The following is a 14,689-nucleotide window of genomic DNA, read 5'->3' as shown; positions in this document are numbered from 1 at the left end:
CCTAAACCCCCAAAACCCTAAAACCCCAAAACCTGACCACTGATAACTGAAATTAAATTGCCGGACGGTTGATTTTTCGGGGACGGAGATTTTTTAAGGTGAATAAAACCCCGACTACGGTTAAACCCATCAAGACTATCCAAAAGAGAGAAAACCCCGGATGTCGAGAAAAAGTGGCGATTTGATAGAAGGAAGTGGCAACAATATAGGCCATTCCTGTGGTCCAGAGGGCAATAAAAACAGTCCAACCGGCATTAGTTTCGCGATATACGGCCGATGTGGCCGAAACACAGGGAAAATAGAGCAGAACAAACAAAAGATAGGCAAAAGCACCCGCTTGACCATCAAATCTTTTCGCCATCGCCCCAAAAGTTCCTAAATCTATCTCTTGCTCCTCGGCAGCCGTTTTTTGATCTTGTAAATCACCAATATTCAAACCCAAGGGATCAAGCACTTGATTGGGTAATTGCGCTAAATTGGCGGGAATAGTGGCAATAGCTTCCTGAATTTGCCCCCAGAAGTCGAATTTTTCGGCTGCTGCCCCCTTATTAGGGTTATCTTCCCCCGCTAGTTGGCTGTAAATTGAGTTTAATGTGCCTACCATCGCTTCTTTGGCAAAAACTCCCGTAAAAATGCCCACCGTTGCCGGCCAATTTTGCTGCTCTAGTCCCATGGGTGAGAAAATAGGAGTTACAGCTTTACTGGTGGCACTTAAAACCGATCGCTCGCTGTCTTGATTACCAAAAGAACCATCAAAACTGACGGAGTTGAGTAGTCCCAAAATCATCACCATTAAAACGATAATTCGTCCAGCTTTCCATAAAAACGCTTGCAGACGTTCCCAAGTGCGAATTAAAACTCCTTTCAGACGCGGTAGATGATAGGGAGGCAATTCCATAATAAAGTGACTGATTTCTCCCTTGAGTAGGGTTTTTTTCATCACCAATCCCGTCAAAATAGCGGCGAGAATTCCTAAGATATAAAGACCAAAAACGATGTTTTGACCACCTATGGGGAAAAAAGCCGCTGCAAATAGGGCATAAACAGGTAATCTGGCCCCACAGGACATAAAAGGGTTCATCATAATCGTCATTAAACGATCGCGGGAATTTTCTAGGGTTCTGGTGGCCATAATTGCCGGCACACTGCAACCAAATCCCACTAGCATGGGAACAAAGGATTTACCCGGCAATCCCACCAAACGCATCAATCTGTCCATGACGAAGGCTGCCCGGGCCATATAGCCGGAATCCTCTAAAATTGACAAAAAGAGGAACATAAAGCCAATTACGGGGATAAAAGTGGCGACGGTTTGCACACCTCCCCCCGCTCCATCAGCGAGCAGAGCAATTAGCCAACCTGGGGTATGGATTGTTTGTAAAACTTGGGACAAACCATCGACAAAGATAGTCTGGGCAGTTAAATCGAAGAAATCGATAAAGGCAGCACTAACATTGATGGTAAACAAGAACATTAGGTACATTACGCCCAAAAATATCGGAATTCCTAACCAGCGATCGAGAACAATCCGATCAAGGCGGTCGGACATGGTATCATTTATTTGTCCAGTCCGTTGAGTGGCTCCCTGAGTAACTTGTTGAATAAAGCCATAACGAGTATCAGCAATTAAAATATCAAGGTCTTCCCCTAAAACTTGGTGTATTTGTCGTCTATGCTTGACGATAATGCTTAATAGTTCCTGGGAGCGCAATTCTGGGGCGATGCGATCCTCGTATTGCAGTAGATTTAAAGCAGTCCATCTTGGCTCAACGATCCTTTTACTGCTATGGTCGTTAATGTAGGCAACAATCTCGTTAAGAGCTTCCTCAATTACCGCAGGATAAGCGACATAAGCGGCAGTATGGCTAATATTACTGACTAATTCCCCAATTTTTTGCTTTAATTCTCCGATTCCTTCCCCTTTAACTGCACTAATCGCCACGACAATTGCATCCATGCGAACGCTTAAGAGTTGCGGATTAACCACAATACCCCTAGTTTTGGCCACATCCATCATATTTAGGGCAATCAACATCGGTAAACGCATCTCCATGATTTGGGTAGTCAGGTAGAGATTACGCTCTAAATTGGCAGCATCGACGATATTAATCACTAAATCCGCTTCTCCTGACAGTAGATAGTCCCTAGCGACTAATTCATCCATTCCTGTCTCCCCTTCTTCCACATCGAGGGAATAGACTCCGGGTAAATCCACAAGGGTGATATCTTCCCCGTTAACTTGAAATTGTCCCTCTTTGCGATCGACTGTTACTCCCGGCCAGTTGCCGGTCCGTTGATTGGCTCCTGTGAGAGCATTAAAAAGGGTAGTTTTGCCACAGTTAGGATTGCCGATTAAGGCGATAATGGGTTTGACCATAATTTAGGATATTAAGTGACGAATAGGCTTAGATGATTAAATTTTGCTTTCTGGGTCTATTTCTTCGACGATTAAAGTGTCTGCCTCCTGTTTACGCAGACTGAGATGAAATCCCCGCACTCGAATCTCGACGGGATCCCCCAAAGGTGCGACGCGAATAACGGTAAACTCTGTCCCCGGAGTTAATCCCATTGATAACAATTTTCCTTTGTATCCGCGCAATGCTCGGTCATAACCGATGACTTTACCCGCTTTTCCTATGGGTATCTCCCGCAGAAATGTTCTTACTTCAGTTAGGTCTTTTTTGGGTTCCAGTTTTTTTGGTTGAATGTCACTAACGAGGATTTTTTCGGCCATTTCCGCCCCGATACCGATACGATTGTCTTGAATGGCAATTAAAACTGATCCCCTCCCTTGGGAACTAATTACCTGTAATTGAATGCCGGGGTTTAATCCCATACCTAGGAGTCGATTGATCCCTCCTGTCCCCTGAAATCCCACTAACCAGACGGTTTTTCCCATTTCCACTTGTGCGAGGGGATAGGTGGCAGCCAAGTCATTACCCGTGGGAGTGACATTATCTAATTCTGTCTTTTTACCACCCCAACGGAAAAATTGGGCTTTATTTGGCGATTTTTCTGGTTTTTCTGGGGCATTAGGTCTAATTTTATCGTCCATGCTTTTTTTATCTCCAAAGGTAATGAAGGTCTTTCATTCAAGAGTGACAATAATTCCTTGATGGTTCATCGAGTTTACTGAAGTAGCCAAAGGGTGAGAACTGCACTACTGTCAGCCTCAGTCAACGGTTTTTGAACTGTCTCGGAATTGCGATCGCTTAAATAAATGCTAATTATTCTCAATTACCAGTCTAATCTAAAAGGGGAGACAGGAAAGAAAATTTTTTCTTTAAAAAAGTCGCCAGTCTCCGGTAAATGGCGATCGCTCAGAGACGAAAATCTTCTTAATGCCGAAAAATTCGGCTCTCTTGGGTTTGGTGGGTAAAATGTATTCTAAGATACAGTCCTGCTGGCGAGCGAGTGGAAGGAACCACAGAGACACAAAGGACACAGAGATCGATCACTACTATATAAGTTAAACTTATCACACAAAGAATAAGAGAGCCAAAATTCTCCCTTGCAAGGGAGATTCCCCCAGCTATCTACCAATTAATTGCACCCAGCTACTGGGAACAGAAAAAGCTATATTTAATAAGTAAATCGAATCTGTTTTTCTGAATAAAGACCTATGGATAACAAAATTCTCGACGTTCACCATCTCACCGTTGAATTTTCCAATCAGAAAAGAACAACAGTCGCCGTTAATAACATTAGTTTTAGCTTGCAGAAAGGTCAAGTTCTCGGTTGTGTGGGGGAGTCGGGTTCAGGAAAATCTGTCACCTCCCTCGCACTCATGGGATTGGTTCCCTCTCCGGGAAAAATTACCGGGGGAGAAATTTGCTTTCGTCCAGCAAAAGGTCAGTCAATGCAAGTAGTAGATTTATTATCTATTCCCCCGGAAGAATTGCGTTATTATCGCGGGGGAGAAATGGCGATGATTTTCCAAGAACCCATGAGTTCTCTTAATCCAGTGTATAACATCGAGTTTCAACTCACTGAAGCAATTTTACTGCATCAAAAAGTCACCCCCGAACAGGCAAAAAATCAAGCCATCTCTCTACTGCAAGAAGTGCGCTTATTACCCAGTGATCAACAGTTAGAGGAGAAATATATAGAAACTTTTCCCTTAGAAAATAAGGGTCATGTTAGAGAAAAAATTAGAACTTATCTTCAGGAACAAAAAGAGGCAATTCTCAAGCGTTATCCTCACGAATTATCGGGGGGACAATTACAAAGGGTAATGATTGCCATGGCGATTTCTTGTAATCCTACCCTATTAATTGCTGACGAACCAACCACCGCTTTAGATGTGACTGTCCAAGCAGAAATATTAAGATTATTAAGAGATTTGTGCAAAAGCGATCGAGAAATGTCAATGGTTTTTATCTCCCACGATTTAGGAGTTATTAACGAAATTGCCGATCAAATTGTCGTGATGTATCAAGGAGAAATTGTCGAACAGGGAACAAAAGAAGAAGTATTAAATTATCCCCAACATCCCTACACAAAAGGTTTACTTGCCTGTCGTCCTCGCTTAAACTCTCGTCCCGAAAAATTGCCCACTGTCAGCGATTTTTTACAAGTGGAAAAAGACTCTCAAGGTAAGATTATTGACTTACAGGAAATTACTCCACCAGCAGTTAAATTTATTACTCTCCAGGAGGAAGAAAGCAGAATTGAAGGTTTACAACATCACGAGAATATTTTATCGGTAGAAAATTTATCGGTTAGATTTCCAGTTAAGGGAGTTTTCGGGCAAGTAAAGACCTTTTTTAATGCCGTAGATCAGGTCAGTTTTGCCGTTAAACGGGGGGAAACCCTGGGTTTAGTCGGTGAGTCGGGCTGCGGAAAATCTACCTTAGCAAGGACAATTCTGCGCTTAATTCCTGCCACTTCTGGAGATATCTATTTCCGAGGAGAAAATCTGGCTAAATTAAACCCCAGCGATCCAAAATTAAGACTACTGCGACGGGAATTACAGATAGTTTTTCAGAATCCCTACAACTCCCTGAATCCCCGTTTATCCATCGGTAAAGCAATTTTAGAACCGATGGTTATTCATCATACTGGCGGCAATTCCCAAAAGCAACGGCAAAGAGTAGAATATTTATTAGAACGAGTTAAACTTGATCCTACTTGGTTTGATCGCTATCCCCATCAATTATCGGGAGGACAACGACAAAGGGTGTGTATTGCCCGCGCTTTAGCCTTAAATCCTCAGTTTATTATCTGTGATGAATCTGTCTCTGCTTTAGATGTTTCCGTACAAGCGGAAGTCTTAAATTTACTCAAAGAATTACAGCAGGAATTTAATCTCACTTATATCTTTATTTCCCACGATTTAAGTGTCGTCAGATTTATGAGCGATCGGATTATGGTGATGAATAAAGGTAAAATTGAGGAAATGGGTACAGCTAACGAAATTATTAACTCTCCCCAAAGTGATTACACGCGTAAACTTATCGCTTCCATTCCCCAATTTACCGAAAGTCTTGCTAGTTAATTAGTAACAACAAAACTTCATAATGCTTAACAGCGCAAAAGTTAAGATTTCCTGTATAAATTCTCTCCCTTGCTCCTAAGCATGATAGGTTGAGGAAACATTCAACTCTAACCAACTAAAATGATTAGAGTAATCAGGGAAAGCGCAGTGTAAATCTGCCACTGTCCCGCAGCTGTGATTAAGGATTATCCTTATTAGTCAGAATGCCTGGGGAATGTGTGAGCAAATCTAGTCAAATCCGCGAGGTACGGAATGAAGACCCAGAAATATTTCCGCTTAATCCTTATAACGGTACTAACTGTTTATCTATTAATTAATTCGGCAAATCCAGCGGCAGCTATGCACATTGCTGAAGGGTTTTTGCCTGTACAGTGGGCAGCTTTTTGGTGGATAATATCGCTTCCTTTTTTCATTTTTGGCTTACGTTCTTTAACTCGCATTACGCAAGAACATCCCGAACTTAAGCTATTGCTTGCCCTAGCTGGTGCTTATACTTTTGTTCTCTCAGCCTTAAAAATTCCCTCGGTTACAGGTAGTTGTTCCCATCCAACAGGGACAGGTTTAGGAACAATTTTGTTCGGTCCCTTGACGATGACTGTTTTAGGAACTTTAGTGTTATTATTTCAGGCTTTGTTATTAGCCCATGGTGGCTTAACTACTCTGGGGGCAAATATGTTCTCTATGGCTATCATTGGCCCATTAGTTGCCTATTGTATCTATCATTTGCTTCTAAAAACAGGACAACAAAGAGTGGCTATTTTTTGTGCCGCTGCCCTAGGAAACTTGTTCACTTATATAACTACTTCTATCCAATTAGCCTTAGCTTTTCCTGCTATTAATGGTGGCTTTGTAGCAGCCTTTATCAAGTTTGCGGGAATTTTTGCCCTGACTCAAATTCCTCTAGCTATTAGCGAAGGATTACTGACATTATTGGTGTGGAATTGGCTCCAGTCTTACGGAAAAAAAGAGTTAGAAACTATCAAATTATTACAAGGGTAAGGCTGAATTATGAACCGATATTCTCTAAGAAATAATTGGCTTTTGGCTATGGCCGTAATTCTTTTAGCAGTTTTGCCCTTAGTTTTTGTGCGGGGCGAATTTAGCGGGGCTGATGACCAAGCGGAAACCGCAATCACTACACTTAATCCTGATTATAAATCATGGTTTCGACCTTTCTTTGAACCGCCTAGTGGCGAGGTAGAAAGTTTACTTTTTGCTTCCCAAGCTGCCTTGGGAGCGGGGGTGATTGGTTTTGTTATCGGACTATATAAAGGGAGGACAGAAAAGGAACAATCTGCCTCCACCGATGAGAATAGTAATTAGTAGAAATGAGCCATCTAATTGATAGTCTTGCTTACAAAAATCGTCTGCGTTGGTTGCCCCCGAATCATAAGCTATTGTTGGCGATAGTTCTATTAATTCTCTCGCTAATTTCCCCTTGGCTTGTGCAGTTACTCATCGGTTTTTGGTTAACTATAGCAATTACTATCTATGCGGGGATTCCCCAAAGGACTTATCTGCGCTTGTTATCTTTACCTTTGGGGTTTTCTTTAATTAGTTTACCCGCTTTTCTTATTAGTGGTGTACCGTGGGATAAAAAATCAATAATTCAGCAGGATATTTGGCAAGGTATGGGATTTTATCTAGGTTCTTTGTATCTCTATATTAGCCAAACAGGAATGGAACAGGTTGGATTTTTATTCCCCAGGATTTGGGCGATGACAAATTGTCTATATTTTCTAATTTTAACCACTCCTTTTATTGAAATATTACAAGTTCTCAGACAATGGCGATGTCCGATTTTATTGACAGAATTATTATTATTGATGTACCGGTTTATTTTCAGCTTACTAGAACTTGCTCAAGAAATTTGGACAGCCCAAAATTCCCGTTGTGGTTATCAAAGTTGGTCAAAAGGAATGAAAAGTATTGGTATTTTAGGAGGGCAATTATTCCAGCGAACTCTTAATAATTATCGTCAGATTTCTCTCAGCTTAGAAGCGCGGGGATTTCAAGGAAGTTTTAAAATGTCTAGTTCTCGTTCTTATCAATCTCAAAGAAGATACATATTTGAAGCTTTATTCGGTTGTATTTTATTGATCATTCTTAACTTAGTTATCAACTAAAATGGCTCAAAATTTATTGACATTTCAAAATGTTTCCTATAGTTATCCTTGTCTTTCCAGTCGAGCTATTGAAAATTTTGATCTTAACATTTCTGCGGGGAAAAAGTATGCTTTAATCGGACAGAATGGTTGTGGAAAAACTACCTTATTTCTTTTAGCTAGTGGTTTGTACAAACCCCAGCAAGGTGTAATTTATTGGCAAGGAAACCCCTTTCAATATAACCGCTCTTTTTTAGGAAATTTACATCAGCAAATTGGCTTAGTTTTTCAAAATCCTGAGCATCAGTTAGTCGCTGCCACTGTGGAAGAAGATATTTCCTATGGTTTAAATAATCTAGACTTACCTACCTCAGAAATTATCGACCGCGTGTGGGCAACCCTAGACAAATTTGCTCTAACTCCCCTAGCTTATGAACCAGTTCATCATCTTAGTTTGGGACAAAAAAAACAAGTTTCAATTGCCGATGTAATGGTGATGAATCCCACCTTGCTTTTATTAGATGAACCCACGGCTTATCTAGATGCGCGTCATAGTCAAAAATTACGAGAATATCTCGAACAAATTCATCAACTCGGCACAACAATTATCCTAGCAAGTCATGATTTAGATTTTGTCTATCACTGGGCTGACTGGATTTTTGTCATCGATGGCGGACAATTAATTATTGAAGGAACTCCCAGAGAAGTTTTTGCTCAAAGAAAAACTATCGAAAAGTTACAACTAGGATTGCCCGTCATTCTAACACTTGTGGAAAAGCTAGGAATTTTAGCGACACAAACAGGTAACATGAGCCAGAAAATCTTTGAACAATGGCAAGAATATTTACTGTCAAAATAGAGGCGAAAAAATCTGAGTTTCCAGCTGCGTTGCTAATCCCAATAAAGTGATTTCATCAGCAGGTTTACCCACTAACTGAATTCCCACGGGTAAACCCTGACTATCCACTCCCGTTGGTAAAGCAATCGCGGGTAGGCCACTCGCATTAGCAATCGGAGAAGGAGCAATCCAAGCAATCATCCTATCAACCGCTTCTTGCGGTGGTAAATTCTCCCACTCACCAATTCCGGGGGGTTGATGTAGGAAAATGGGCAAAAGTAAGACATCAAAATTATCAAACATCGCCACAATTTGCCGCGAAATAACGTGCATCTGCCGCACCGCTTGCAGGTACTCCCCTGCGCTGCCAGAATTCTCTAATAACCATTGGTTAAGGGGACTTAATAACTCCTTAGGAATTCCCGTCGCTGCCGTCCCCGCTTGCCAAATACGGCGAAAAGGAGCGATTAACGCCTGTAAATCGGGAGAATACTCCGTTAAATGATGCCCCATACCCTCTAAAATTTTAGCCGTGTCGAGGACAGCATTTTTATAGACGGAAGCCGCCTCGCCGAAGGGGGATATGGAAGTAGCAAAAGCGATTCTCAGGGGTTTTACGCCTCTTTGAGTGGCTTCTAGGAAAGAAAAGGGCGGATCGGGTAGCCAGTAGGGATCGCCCGTCGTATAGCCCGAAATCACGGTAAGCAGCGCCGCCCCATCTGCCACCGTCTTAGAAAGAGTGCCGTTAGTGGCGATACCGCTTTGAAATTCCCCCACCGGGGCATAGGAAACGCGCCCGCGACTGGGTTTTATCCCCACCAAACCGCAACAACCCGCCGGAGTACGTACCGAACCGCCACCGTCGGAACCCTGGGCAATCGGGCAGAAACCCGCCGCTACCGCCGCCGCCGCGCCACCACTGGAACCTCCTGCGGTATAATCGCGGTTGAAGGGGTTACGAGTCGGCAAAAAACCCGGATTTTCGGTGTAGGGAAAGGACCCTAACTGGGAAGTGGCAGTTTTGCCCAGAAGGATAAAACCCGCCATTTTCATTCTGGTGACGATTCCTTCGTCGTATTGGGCGATATTTCCCTGTAAAGCGGCGACTCCGTAACTAACCGGCATTCCAGCGACGGCATTTAAGTCTTTAATGGCGGTGGGAACTCCAAAAAAAGGCGGTAATTCGGCAGTATCGGTGATTTGACTTAATTGTTCCGTTTGGATGCTGGCGGTTGCTAGGGCGCTTTCCCCGGCGACATGGACAAAACTACCGATTTGAAAGTCAAATTTCTCAATTCTGTCGAGGTATAAATGGGTTAATTCTAGGGGGGAGATTTGTTTAGTGCGAATCAGTTGGGCTAATTCTAGGGCAGATTTTTGCAATAATTCATCACTCATGAGCGATCGAGTTAAAATAGGTAAGTGAAAATAATTATATTCGTTAGTGGGAAGATGGTTTTAAAAGAAAAAAGGAAAAAGTAAAAAAAGACCATTGCTGTAAAAATTTCCCTATCCCCTATCCCCCCTTGTCTTGGAAAATTATGACCTCACAGTTAATTGAAATTCTCTCGGCTGACGAAATTCGTCGCACCATTACCCGTTTAGCTTCCGAAGTTATCGAAAAAAGTGGCGATTTGAATAATTTGATTTTGATCGGTATCTACACGCGAGGAGTGCCTTTAGCTAATTTAATTGCTAGTCAAATTGAGAGCTTAGAAGGGGTAAAAGTTCCCGTGGGAGCGATCGATATTACCTTCTATCGCGACGATCTCGATCGCATTAAAACCCGCACTCCTGCTAAAACCAAAATGCCCCTAGATGTCACGGGAAAAACCGTGATTTTAGTTGATGATGTTATCTACAAAGGTCGCACAATCCGCTCCGCTTTTAATGCTATTATTGAGTATGGCAGACCGCAAAAAATCCGCTTATTAGTCCTCGTTGATCGTGGTCATCGGGAATTACCAATTCACCCAGATTTTACTGGCAAAAAACTCCCCACCGCAGCCGAGGAACAGGTAAGAGTTTATCTACAGGAGATTGACGGCAAAGATGGGGTGGAATTAATCAAATAAACAGATAATTGGTAACTAATCCCCGGAGGAAAATAAACAGAATTGCCTCGATAATAGCCACGAAAATAGCACTTCTTGAGTCTTTTCCTCTTGAAAACACCGAAAAAATTTAACCATTGAATTACTAAAGTCTGCTGAAGCTTTCACCCTCTATATATTTGCTAAATACAAAAATAATCTATTTCTAGGGCAAGGTAAAAGCAGCAATTACAGGATAATGATCGGAGGGAATAAGATTCAGCCAACGGGAAGGATCTACTTTTACCCAATCTAACTGCAAACGGCTATCATAATAAATGGTATCGATGGCTAAATAGGGGGTATCGGTGTAATTATTAAAGCTCATTTGTTCCGCTAATTCCAAATCGGCTAAAGCGTCCTTTAATTTAATTTCTGACTGGAGAGGTTGAGTTAAAATCTGACGGGGTAATCGTTGAGAATTAACATTAAAATCCCCCGTTAAAAATAAGTAATCTTTTGTTAAATCTAGTTGACAAAAACGCTCCTGTATGCACTTAGCACCTAAGTCCTTAGCTTTGTCGCTATAGTAATCGAGATGGGTGTTATAAAACTGCAAAGTTTGCCCCTCAAGAGTGCGAAATTTAGCCCCCGTTACCATGCGGGGATAAGGATTACCCCAAGCTTCGGTAATACTGCCAACAATATCGGGAGTTTCTGATAGCCAAAATTCGTATATTTCTAAACATTTTAACCGACTTGGTTGATATAAAATCGCACAATGTTCATCTAATCCTGTTCCCCTGCGATCACTACCTAAACTTTGGTATTTTGGCAATAAACGGTGTAGATCCAATAGTTGATTAGCGCGAGCTTCCTGAGTACCAATTATATCGGGAGAATAGTGAGCAATTAGAGCCGCTACTGCTTCCCTTCTTACTCGCCAATTACGCTCATCAGGATCGGGTTTATCGTAGCGAATATTAAAGGACATCGCTGTTAGTTTCATAGCAAAATGGAGAATAGGGAAGATGGAAGGGAATGGGTAGTTCTGTCAGTAAATAGTAATCAGTAATCAGTGAACTGAAAACCCACATCTGATAACAAGGTCTGAATCTAAAACCTAATTTGTTAAGCTAAAAGCTTTGATGTGCTTAGTTTCTAACCTTCTTTTTAGGTAGGAGAATTGCCAGATTCTGTGTTTTGCCCCTTGCCTCTTGCCTTGAGAAGCTGATAACTGATAACTGCCTTTTTCTAGGATCGAGAATCAGAATCTATATCTGTCTTCACTTCGGGGATAATATCCGGTCTTTGGGCATCTTCCCAACCAACCGGGCGCTTAGAATTATACCAAGCGATCGAACCGATGGTGACAGCAGCCAGAAAACCGACCACATAAACTGCCACGAAATAAACGGGGAATTTGCCACTGGCCACTTCTAGGAGTAGATACATAATTTTTTCACGATTAAGCTTTTAATTTGTATATCTTAACAGAATCGGCCCCCTCATCCCTATTCTCGATCGCTACTGGTCCACCAACCGGAAGGAAGCCAAATACCGCCATGTATAGCTATTTTTGCTGGTGTCATCACATATCCCCAGGCTTCGCAGATTAATTCTCGCTCTAGATTATAAATAGGGATTCTGCGACGCTGATACTCGTTTTCTTCTGCAGCTCTGCCGGGTTGATAATCTTCCAAACTATCCAAAAGCCCAATATCATAATCTGCGTTAAAAGTCAATAAAATTCCCTTCACCCAGCCATCCCCCTCGGTCAGTCCGGGATAACCGAGGGCGGTAAGATGGTATAAATGCCCCCTTGTGTAGGCGGTTTTAGAGTTGATCACTTTTCCTGCACAGTAGGCAGAATAGTTACTCTCTTTAGGTTTCAGGGTTCCATAAACAAAGACTTCCATCATCGGTCCAATTGTGCCGCTACTCCTCCTAATAGGATATCGCGAACAAATTGACTGGCTAAAAGTTCCTGGGGAAAACCGAGGGAAATGGCACTGATATTATCAAGTCGTTGCAGCTGTTCCCCAGTCAGGTTAAAATCCACACAGGCGAGATTATCCTGCAATTGGGACAATCTTCGAGCGCCAATGATAGGAATTATGGGGTTAGGGCGATTTCTGAGCCAATTTAACGCCACTTGTGCCGGTGATTTCCCGATTTCTCTGGCAATCTCTAGGACGGTCTCGGCAATTTTCAGATCGCGATCGAGAATTTGAAAAGGTTGGTCGGTCATGCTTAAACGACCATCGACGGGGTTGGGTTGATTATATTTTCCCGTTAAAACTCCTCCTCCCAGGGGACTCCAAGCTGTCACACCGATGTTTAATGCTTTGGCCATAGGCAATAATTCCCGTTCGGGGGTGCGTTCCTTGAGAGAATATTCTATTTGTAGTCCGATAAAGGGTGTCCATCCCCGTAGGGTGGCCAGGGTGTTTGCTTGGGAGACAATCCAAGCAGGACTGTCAGAAATGCCGATATAAAGCACTTTTCCCATCCTGACCAAATCATCGAAAGCACGCATCACTTCCTCCATAGGAGTGAGAGAGTCCCAAATATGAAGCCAGAGTAAATCGATATAATCAGTACCTAAACGCTTTAAACTAGCTTCTACCGCCTGAAAGAGGTTTTTTCGATGATTTCCGCAGGCATTGACATCCCCGGGACGGGTGTTGAGAGAATATTTCGTGGCGATTACCCATTTTTCTCGATCGCCCTTGACAAATTCCCCCACTAATGTTTCACTGGTTCCGTTAGTGTAGATATTAGCAGTATCGAGAAAATTGCCGCCCGTTTCCGCAAAAGCCTGAAAAACCGCCCGACTTTCCTCTTTATCCGCTCCCCAACCCCAATCTTCCCCGAATGTCATCGTCCCTAGACATAGTTCGGAAACTCGCAGACCACTATTACCTAAAAGTTTGTAACGCATAATTAACTAAAATTTTGAATAAGAAGTTAATTATAATTGAATTTGATCGACATTTTTGTTAAGTACATTTGGTACAATTTTGACAAGTTAACCCTGGCCTTATTGGTTAATCAATTTTGCTTAGGTACTTAAGTAGGTAGGTGTTAAAAGTTGTCAGACACCCCCCTTATCAAGGGGGGCAGGGGGGATCCCCCCGCCTATCGGCACCCCCCTTATTAAGGGGGGCAGGGGGGATCAGAGGCAAAATCTATCTTCAATTTAATTATAACTACTTACTTAGCAGACTCAGGCTATTTAGAAACAGCCCAAGAACGCACTGCACCTAAAGTTACAGGGGTGCGATCGCTAACATCAATAGTAAAGCGAAAAACTCGTTTAGCACGCAGACCATTTTCGGGATCAAAGAATTTTAATTTCACGTCCCAGTATTCACTGACCTAGCGACAGAAGGGGCTTTTTTCTACTTCAATACTGTGTAATTCCATTCCCATTGCTACTGCTTGGGAGAAGGTTTGTACGGCTTGAAAAGCGTTAGTTGCCGCAAAATTTAAAGCGTGATCGCGGGCGATTTGTCCGACGTTGCGTAAGTCATAATAAATGCGATTTAAGAAACTGGTTAGAGAACGCCGCATCCTCGCTTCATCGGCGATTTCATGTTCCGTGCGAACAGTTTCTATGGCTGATTCAATCAAAGTATTAACTTTCCAGCCATACATTCCTCGCGGACTATTAACCTTGATTACCGGAACAATTTGACTGGAAAAAAGTCTCACGGTTTCCTCAGTAAGAAGACCGGGGATACTCACCCTTTCAATATAATCTTCGTCAGCTTCTGGCAATATTTGACCCGCTAACATATATTGCATGACTTGATAAATCTCGGCGGCAAAAGCTCCCACGGGTTTAATCGCATAGATGGGAGTTAGTTCTAAATTGAGTGTCCAAATTAAAGACTTAGCTTCTGATAAATTACTTTCTAAATAATCTACCATTTGCCGCGCATCGTAGGGATTGGGAGGTAATTCAAGATTATCTATTGTGATGCTTGGCATTAACTGTTCAAAGGTGTCTCGACGAGCTTCTGTGCCGAAATCATAGCCTAAAGTTCCTAACACATAAACGAGGTTTGAACGTTGACTAGGAGTAATATTACTAGGAACAATAGTATTAGATACTTGTTGCTTTTCGCTAATAGTTACTGAAGTTGAATTTTCAGTAATATTACTAGGAATCGTCCCATTTTCAAGATTATTTAAGTTAGAAATCGCTGTA

The 14,689-nt window shown here is 42.3% G+C and carries 13 protein-coding genes, 1 pseudogene and 1 riboswitch; of the genes and pseudogenes, 6 read left to right on the top strand and 8 right to left on the bottom strand.

Annotated elements, in window-relative coordinates; all coding sequences use genetic code 11:
- Positions 1–52 precede the first annotated feature (52 nt).
- Positions 53–2,377, bottom strand: coding sequence for a Fe(2+) transporter permease subunit FeoB (gene feoB, locus O9323_RS13740; protein ID WP_288125287.1), 2,325 nt, complete (start codon positions 2,375–2,377; stop codon positions 53–55).
- 36 nt (positions 2,378–2,413) lie between these two features.
- Entirely contained in the window at positions 2,414–3,055 is a 642-nt protein-coding gene (locus O9323_RS13735; RefSeq protein ID WP_288125286.1) for a FeoA family protein, read from the bottom strand.
- Between the two features lie 567 nt (positions 3,056–3,622).
- On the opposite strand from O9323_RS13735, the gene O9323_RS13730 reads away from it, so the two are divergent.
- From O9323_RS13730 to O9323_RS13710, 5 genes are all read left to right on the top strand, one after another.
- Positions 3,623–5,497 (top strand): ABC transporter ATP-binding protein, encoded by a 1,875-nt coding sequence (locus O9323_RS13730; RefSeq protein ID WP_288125285.1) that lies wholly within the window; start codon positions 3,623–3,625, stop codon positions 5,495–5,497.
- Positions 5,498–5,582: 85 nt separating this feature from the next.
- A riboswitch (cobalamin riboswitch) is annotated at positions 5,583–5,726 on the top strand.
- Between the two features lie 23 nt (positions 5,727–5,749).
- A complete protein-coding gene (locus O9323_RS13725) occupies positions 5,750–6,496 on the top strand; it encodes an energy-coupling factor ABC transporter permease (RefSeq protein ID WP_002752978.1) in 747 nt (248 codons plus the stop codon).
- A 9-nt stretch (positions 6,497–6,505) separates the two neighbouring features.
- Positions 6,506–6,820 carry an energy-coupling factor ABC transporter substrate-binding protein gene (locus tag O9323_RS13720; protein WP_002752981.1) on the top strand — a complete coding sequence of 105 codons (315 nt, stop codon included), beginning with the start codon at positions 6,506–6,508 and terminating at the stop codon, positions 6,818–6,820.
- A gap of 5 nt (positions 6,821–6,825) precedes the next feature.
- Entirely contained in the window at positions 6,826–7,623 is a 798-nt protein-coding gene (cbiQ, locus tag O9323_RS13715; RefSeq protein ID WP_002774718.1) for a cobalt ECF transporter T component CbiQ, read from the top strand.
- Between the two features lies 1 nt (position 7,624).
- The gene (locus O9323_RS13710; protein ID WP_002752986.1) at positions 7,625–8,461 is read left to right on the top strand and encodes an energy-coupling factor ABC transporter ATP-binding protein; all 837 of its coding nucleotides are present in this window, start codon (positions 7,625–7,627) and stop codon (positions 8,459–8,461) included.
- On the opposite strand, the gene O9323_RS13705 is transcribed toward O9323_RS13710, so the two are convergent.
- Positions 8,453–9,838 carry an amidase gene (locus O9323_RS13705; protein WP_002752988.1) on the bottom strand — a complete coding sequence of 462 codons (1,386 nt, stop codon included), beginning with the start codon at positions 9,836–9,838 and terminating at the stop codon, positions 8,453–8,455. The two genes, O9323_RS13710 and O9323_RS13705, sit on opposite strands and share 9 nt — an antisense overlap.
- 143 nt (positions 9,839–9,981) lie before the next feature.
- Between O9323_RS13705 and pyrR the strand changes: the two genes are divergently transcribed.
- Complete coding sequence (pyrR, locus tag O9323_RS13700) at positions 9,982–10,515, top strand: bifunctional pyr operon transcriptional regulator/uracil phosphoribosyltransferase PyrR (RefSeq protein ID WP_002742197.1); 534 nt, start codon at positions 9,982–9,984, stop codon at positions 10,513–10,515.
- 184 nt (positions 10,516–10,699) lie between these two features.
- Here the strand turns inward: pyrR and O9323_RS13695 are convergent, their stop codons facing one another.
- From O9323_RS13695 to O9323_RS13675, 5 genes and pseudogenes are all read right to left on the bottom strand, one after another.
- Entirely contained in the window at positions 10,700–11,482 is a 783-nt protein-coding gene (locus O9323_RS13695; protein WP_002774727.1) for an endonuclease/exonuclease/phosphatase family protein, read from the bottom strand.
- Positions 11,483–11,727: 245 nt separating this feature from the next.
- Complete coding sequence (psb35, locus tag O9323_RS13690) at positions 11,728–11,928, bottom strand: photosystem II assembly protein Psb35 (RefSeq protein ID WP_002737145.1); 201 nt, start codon at positions 11,926–11,928, stop codon at positions 11,728–11,730.
- Positions 11,929–11,987: 59 nt separating this feature from the next.
- Positions 11,988–12,395: a gamma-glutamylcyclotransferase family protein gene (locus O9323_RS13685; RefSeq protein ID WP_002752991.1), complete on the bottom strand. Its 408-nt coding sequence runs from the start codon at positions 12,393–12,395 to the stop codon at positions 11,988–11,990.
- Positions 12,392–13,417 (bottom strand): aldo/keto reductase, encoded by a 1,026-nt coding sequence (locus O9323_RS13680; protein WP_016515933.1) that lies wholly within the window; start codon positions 13,415–13,417, stop codon positions 12,392–12,394. Before O9323_RS13680 ends, O9323_RS13685 begins: the two co-directional genes overlap by 4 nt.
- A 290-nt stretch (positions 13,418–13,707) precedes the next feature.
- Positions 13,708–14,689, bottom strand: a pseudogene (locus tag O9323_RS13675) (PatA/PatG family cyanobactin maturation protease); the annotation flags it as partial.

It is taken from the genome of Microcystis sp. LE19-131.1A, from assembly GCF_027532015.1.
GTDB lineage: Bacteria > Cyanobacteriota > Cyanobacteriia > Cyanobacteriales > Microcystaceae > Microcystis > Microcystis ichthyoblabe_A.
Note: the sequence above shows the minus strand (reverse complement) of the source record. Positions and strands in the feature narration are given on the sequence as shown.

Bases quoted from the DNA above. Each gene is read 5' to 3' on its own strand.
- feoB (WP_288125287.1), bottom strand. From the start codon at position 2,377: ATGGTCAAACCCATTATCGCCTTAATCGGCAATCCTAACTGTGGCAAA.
- O9323_RS13735 (WP_288125286.1), bottom strand. From the start codon at position 3,055: ATGGACGATAAAATTAGACCTAATGCCCCAGAAAAACCAGAAAAATCG.
- O9323_RS13730 (WP_288125285.1), top strand. From the start codon at position 3,623: ATGGATAACAAAATTCTCGACGTTCACCATCTCACCGTTGAATTTTCC.
- O9323_RS13725 (WP_002752978.1), top strand. From the start codon at position 5,750: ATGAAGACCCAGAAATATTTCCGCTTAATCCTTATAACGGTACTAACT.
- O9323_RS13720 (WP_002752981.1), top strand. From the start codon at position 6,506: ATGAACCGATATTCTCTAAGAAATAATTGGCTTTTGGCTATGGCCGTA.
- cbiQ (WP_002774718.1), top strand. From the start codon at position 6,826: ATGAGCCATCTAATTGATAGTCTTGCTTACAAAAATCGTCTGCGTTGG.
- O9323_RS13710 (WP_002752986.1), top strand. From the start codon at position 7,625: ATGGCTCAAAATTTATTGACATTTCAAAATGTTTCCTATAGTTATCCT.
- O9323_RS13705 (WP_002752988.1), bottom strand. From the start codon at position 9,838: ATGAGTGATGAATTATTGCAAAAATCTGCCCTAGAATTAGCCCAACTG.
- pyrR (WP_002742197.1), top strand. From the start codon at position 9,982: ATGACCTCACAGTTAATTGAAATTCTCTCGGCTGACGAAATTCGTCGC.
- O9323_RS13695 (WP_002774727.1), bottom strand. From the start codon at position 11,482: ATGAAACTAACAGCGATGTCCTTTAATATTCGCTACGATAAACCCGAT.
- psb35 (WP_002737145.1), bottom strand. From the start codon at position 11,928: ATGTATCTACTCCTAGAAGTGGCCAGTGGCAAATTCCCCGTTTATTTC.
- O9323_RS13685 (WP_002752991.1), bottom strand. From the start codon at position 12,395: ATGATGGAAGTCTTTGTTTATGGAACCCTGAAACCTAAAGAGAGTAAC.
- O9323_RS13680 (WP_016515933.1), bottom strand. From the start codon at position 13,417: ATGCGTTACAAACTTTTAGGTAATAGTGGTCTGCGAGTTTCCGAACTA.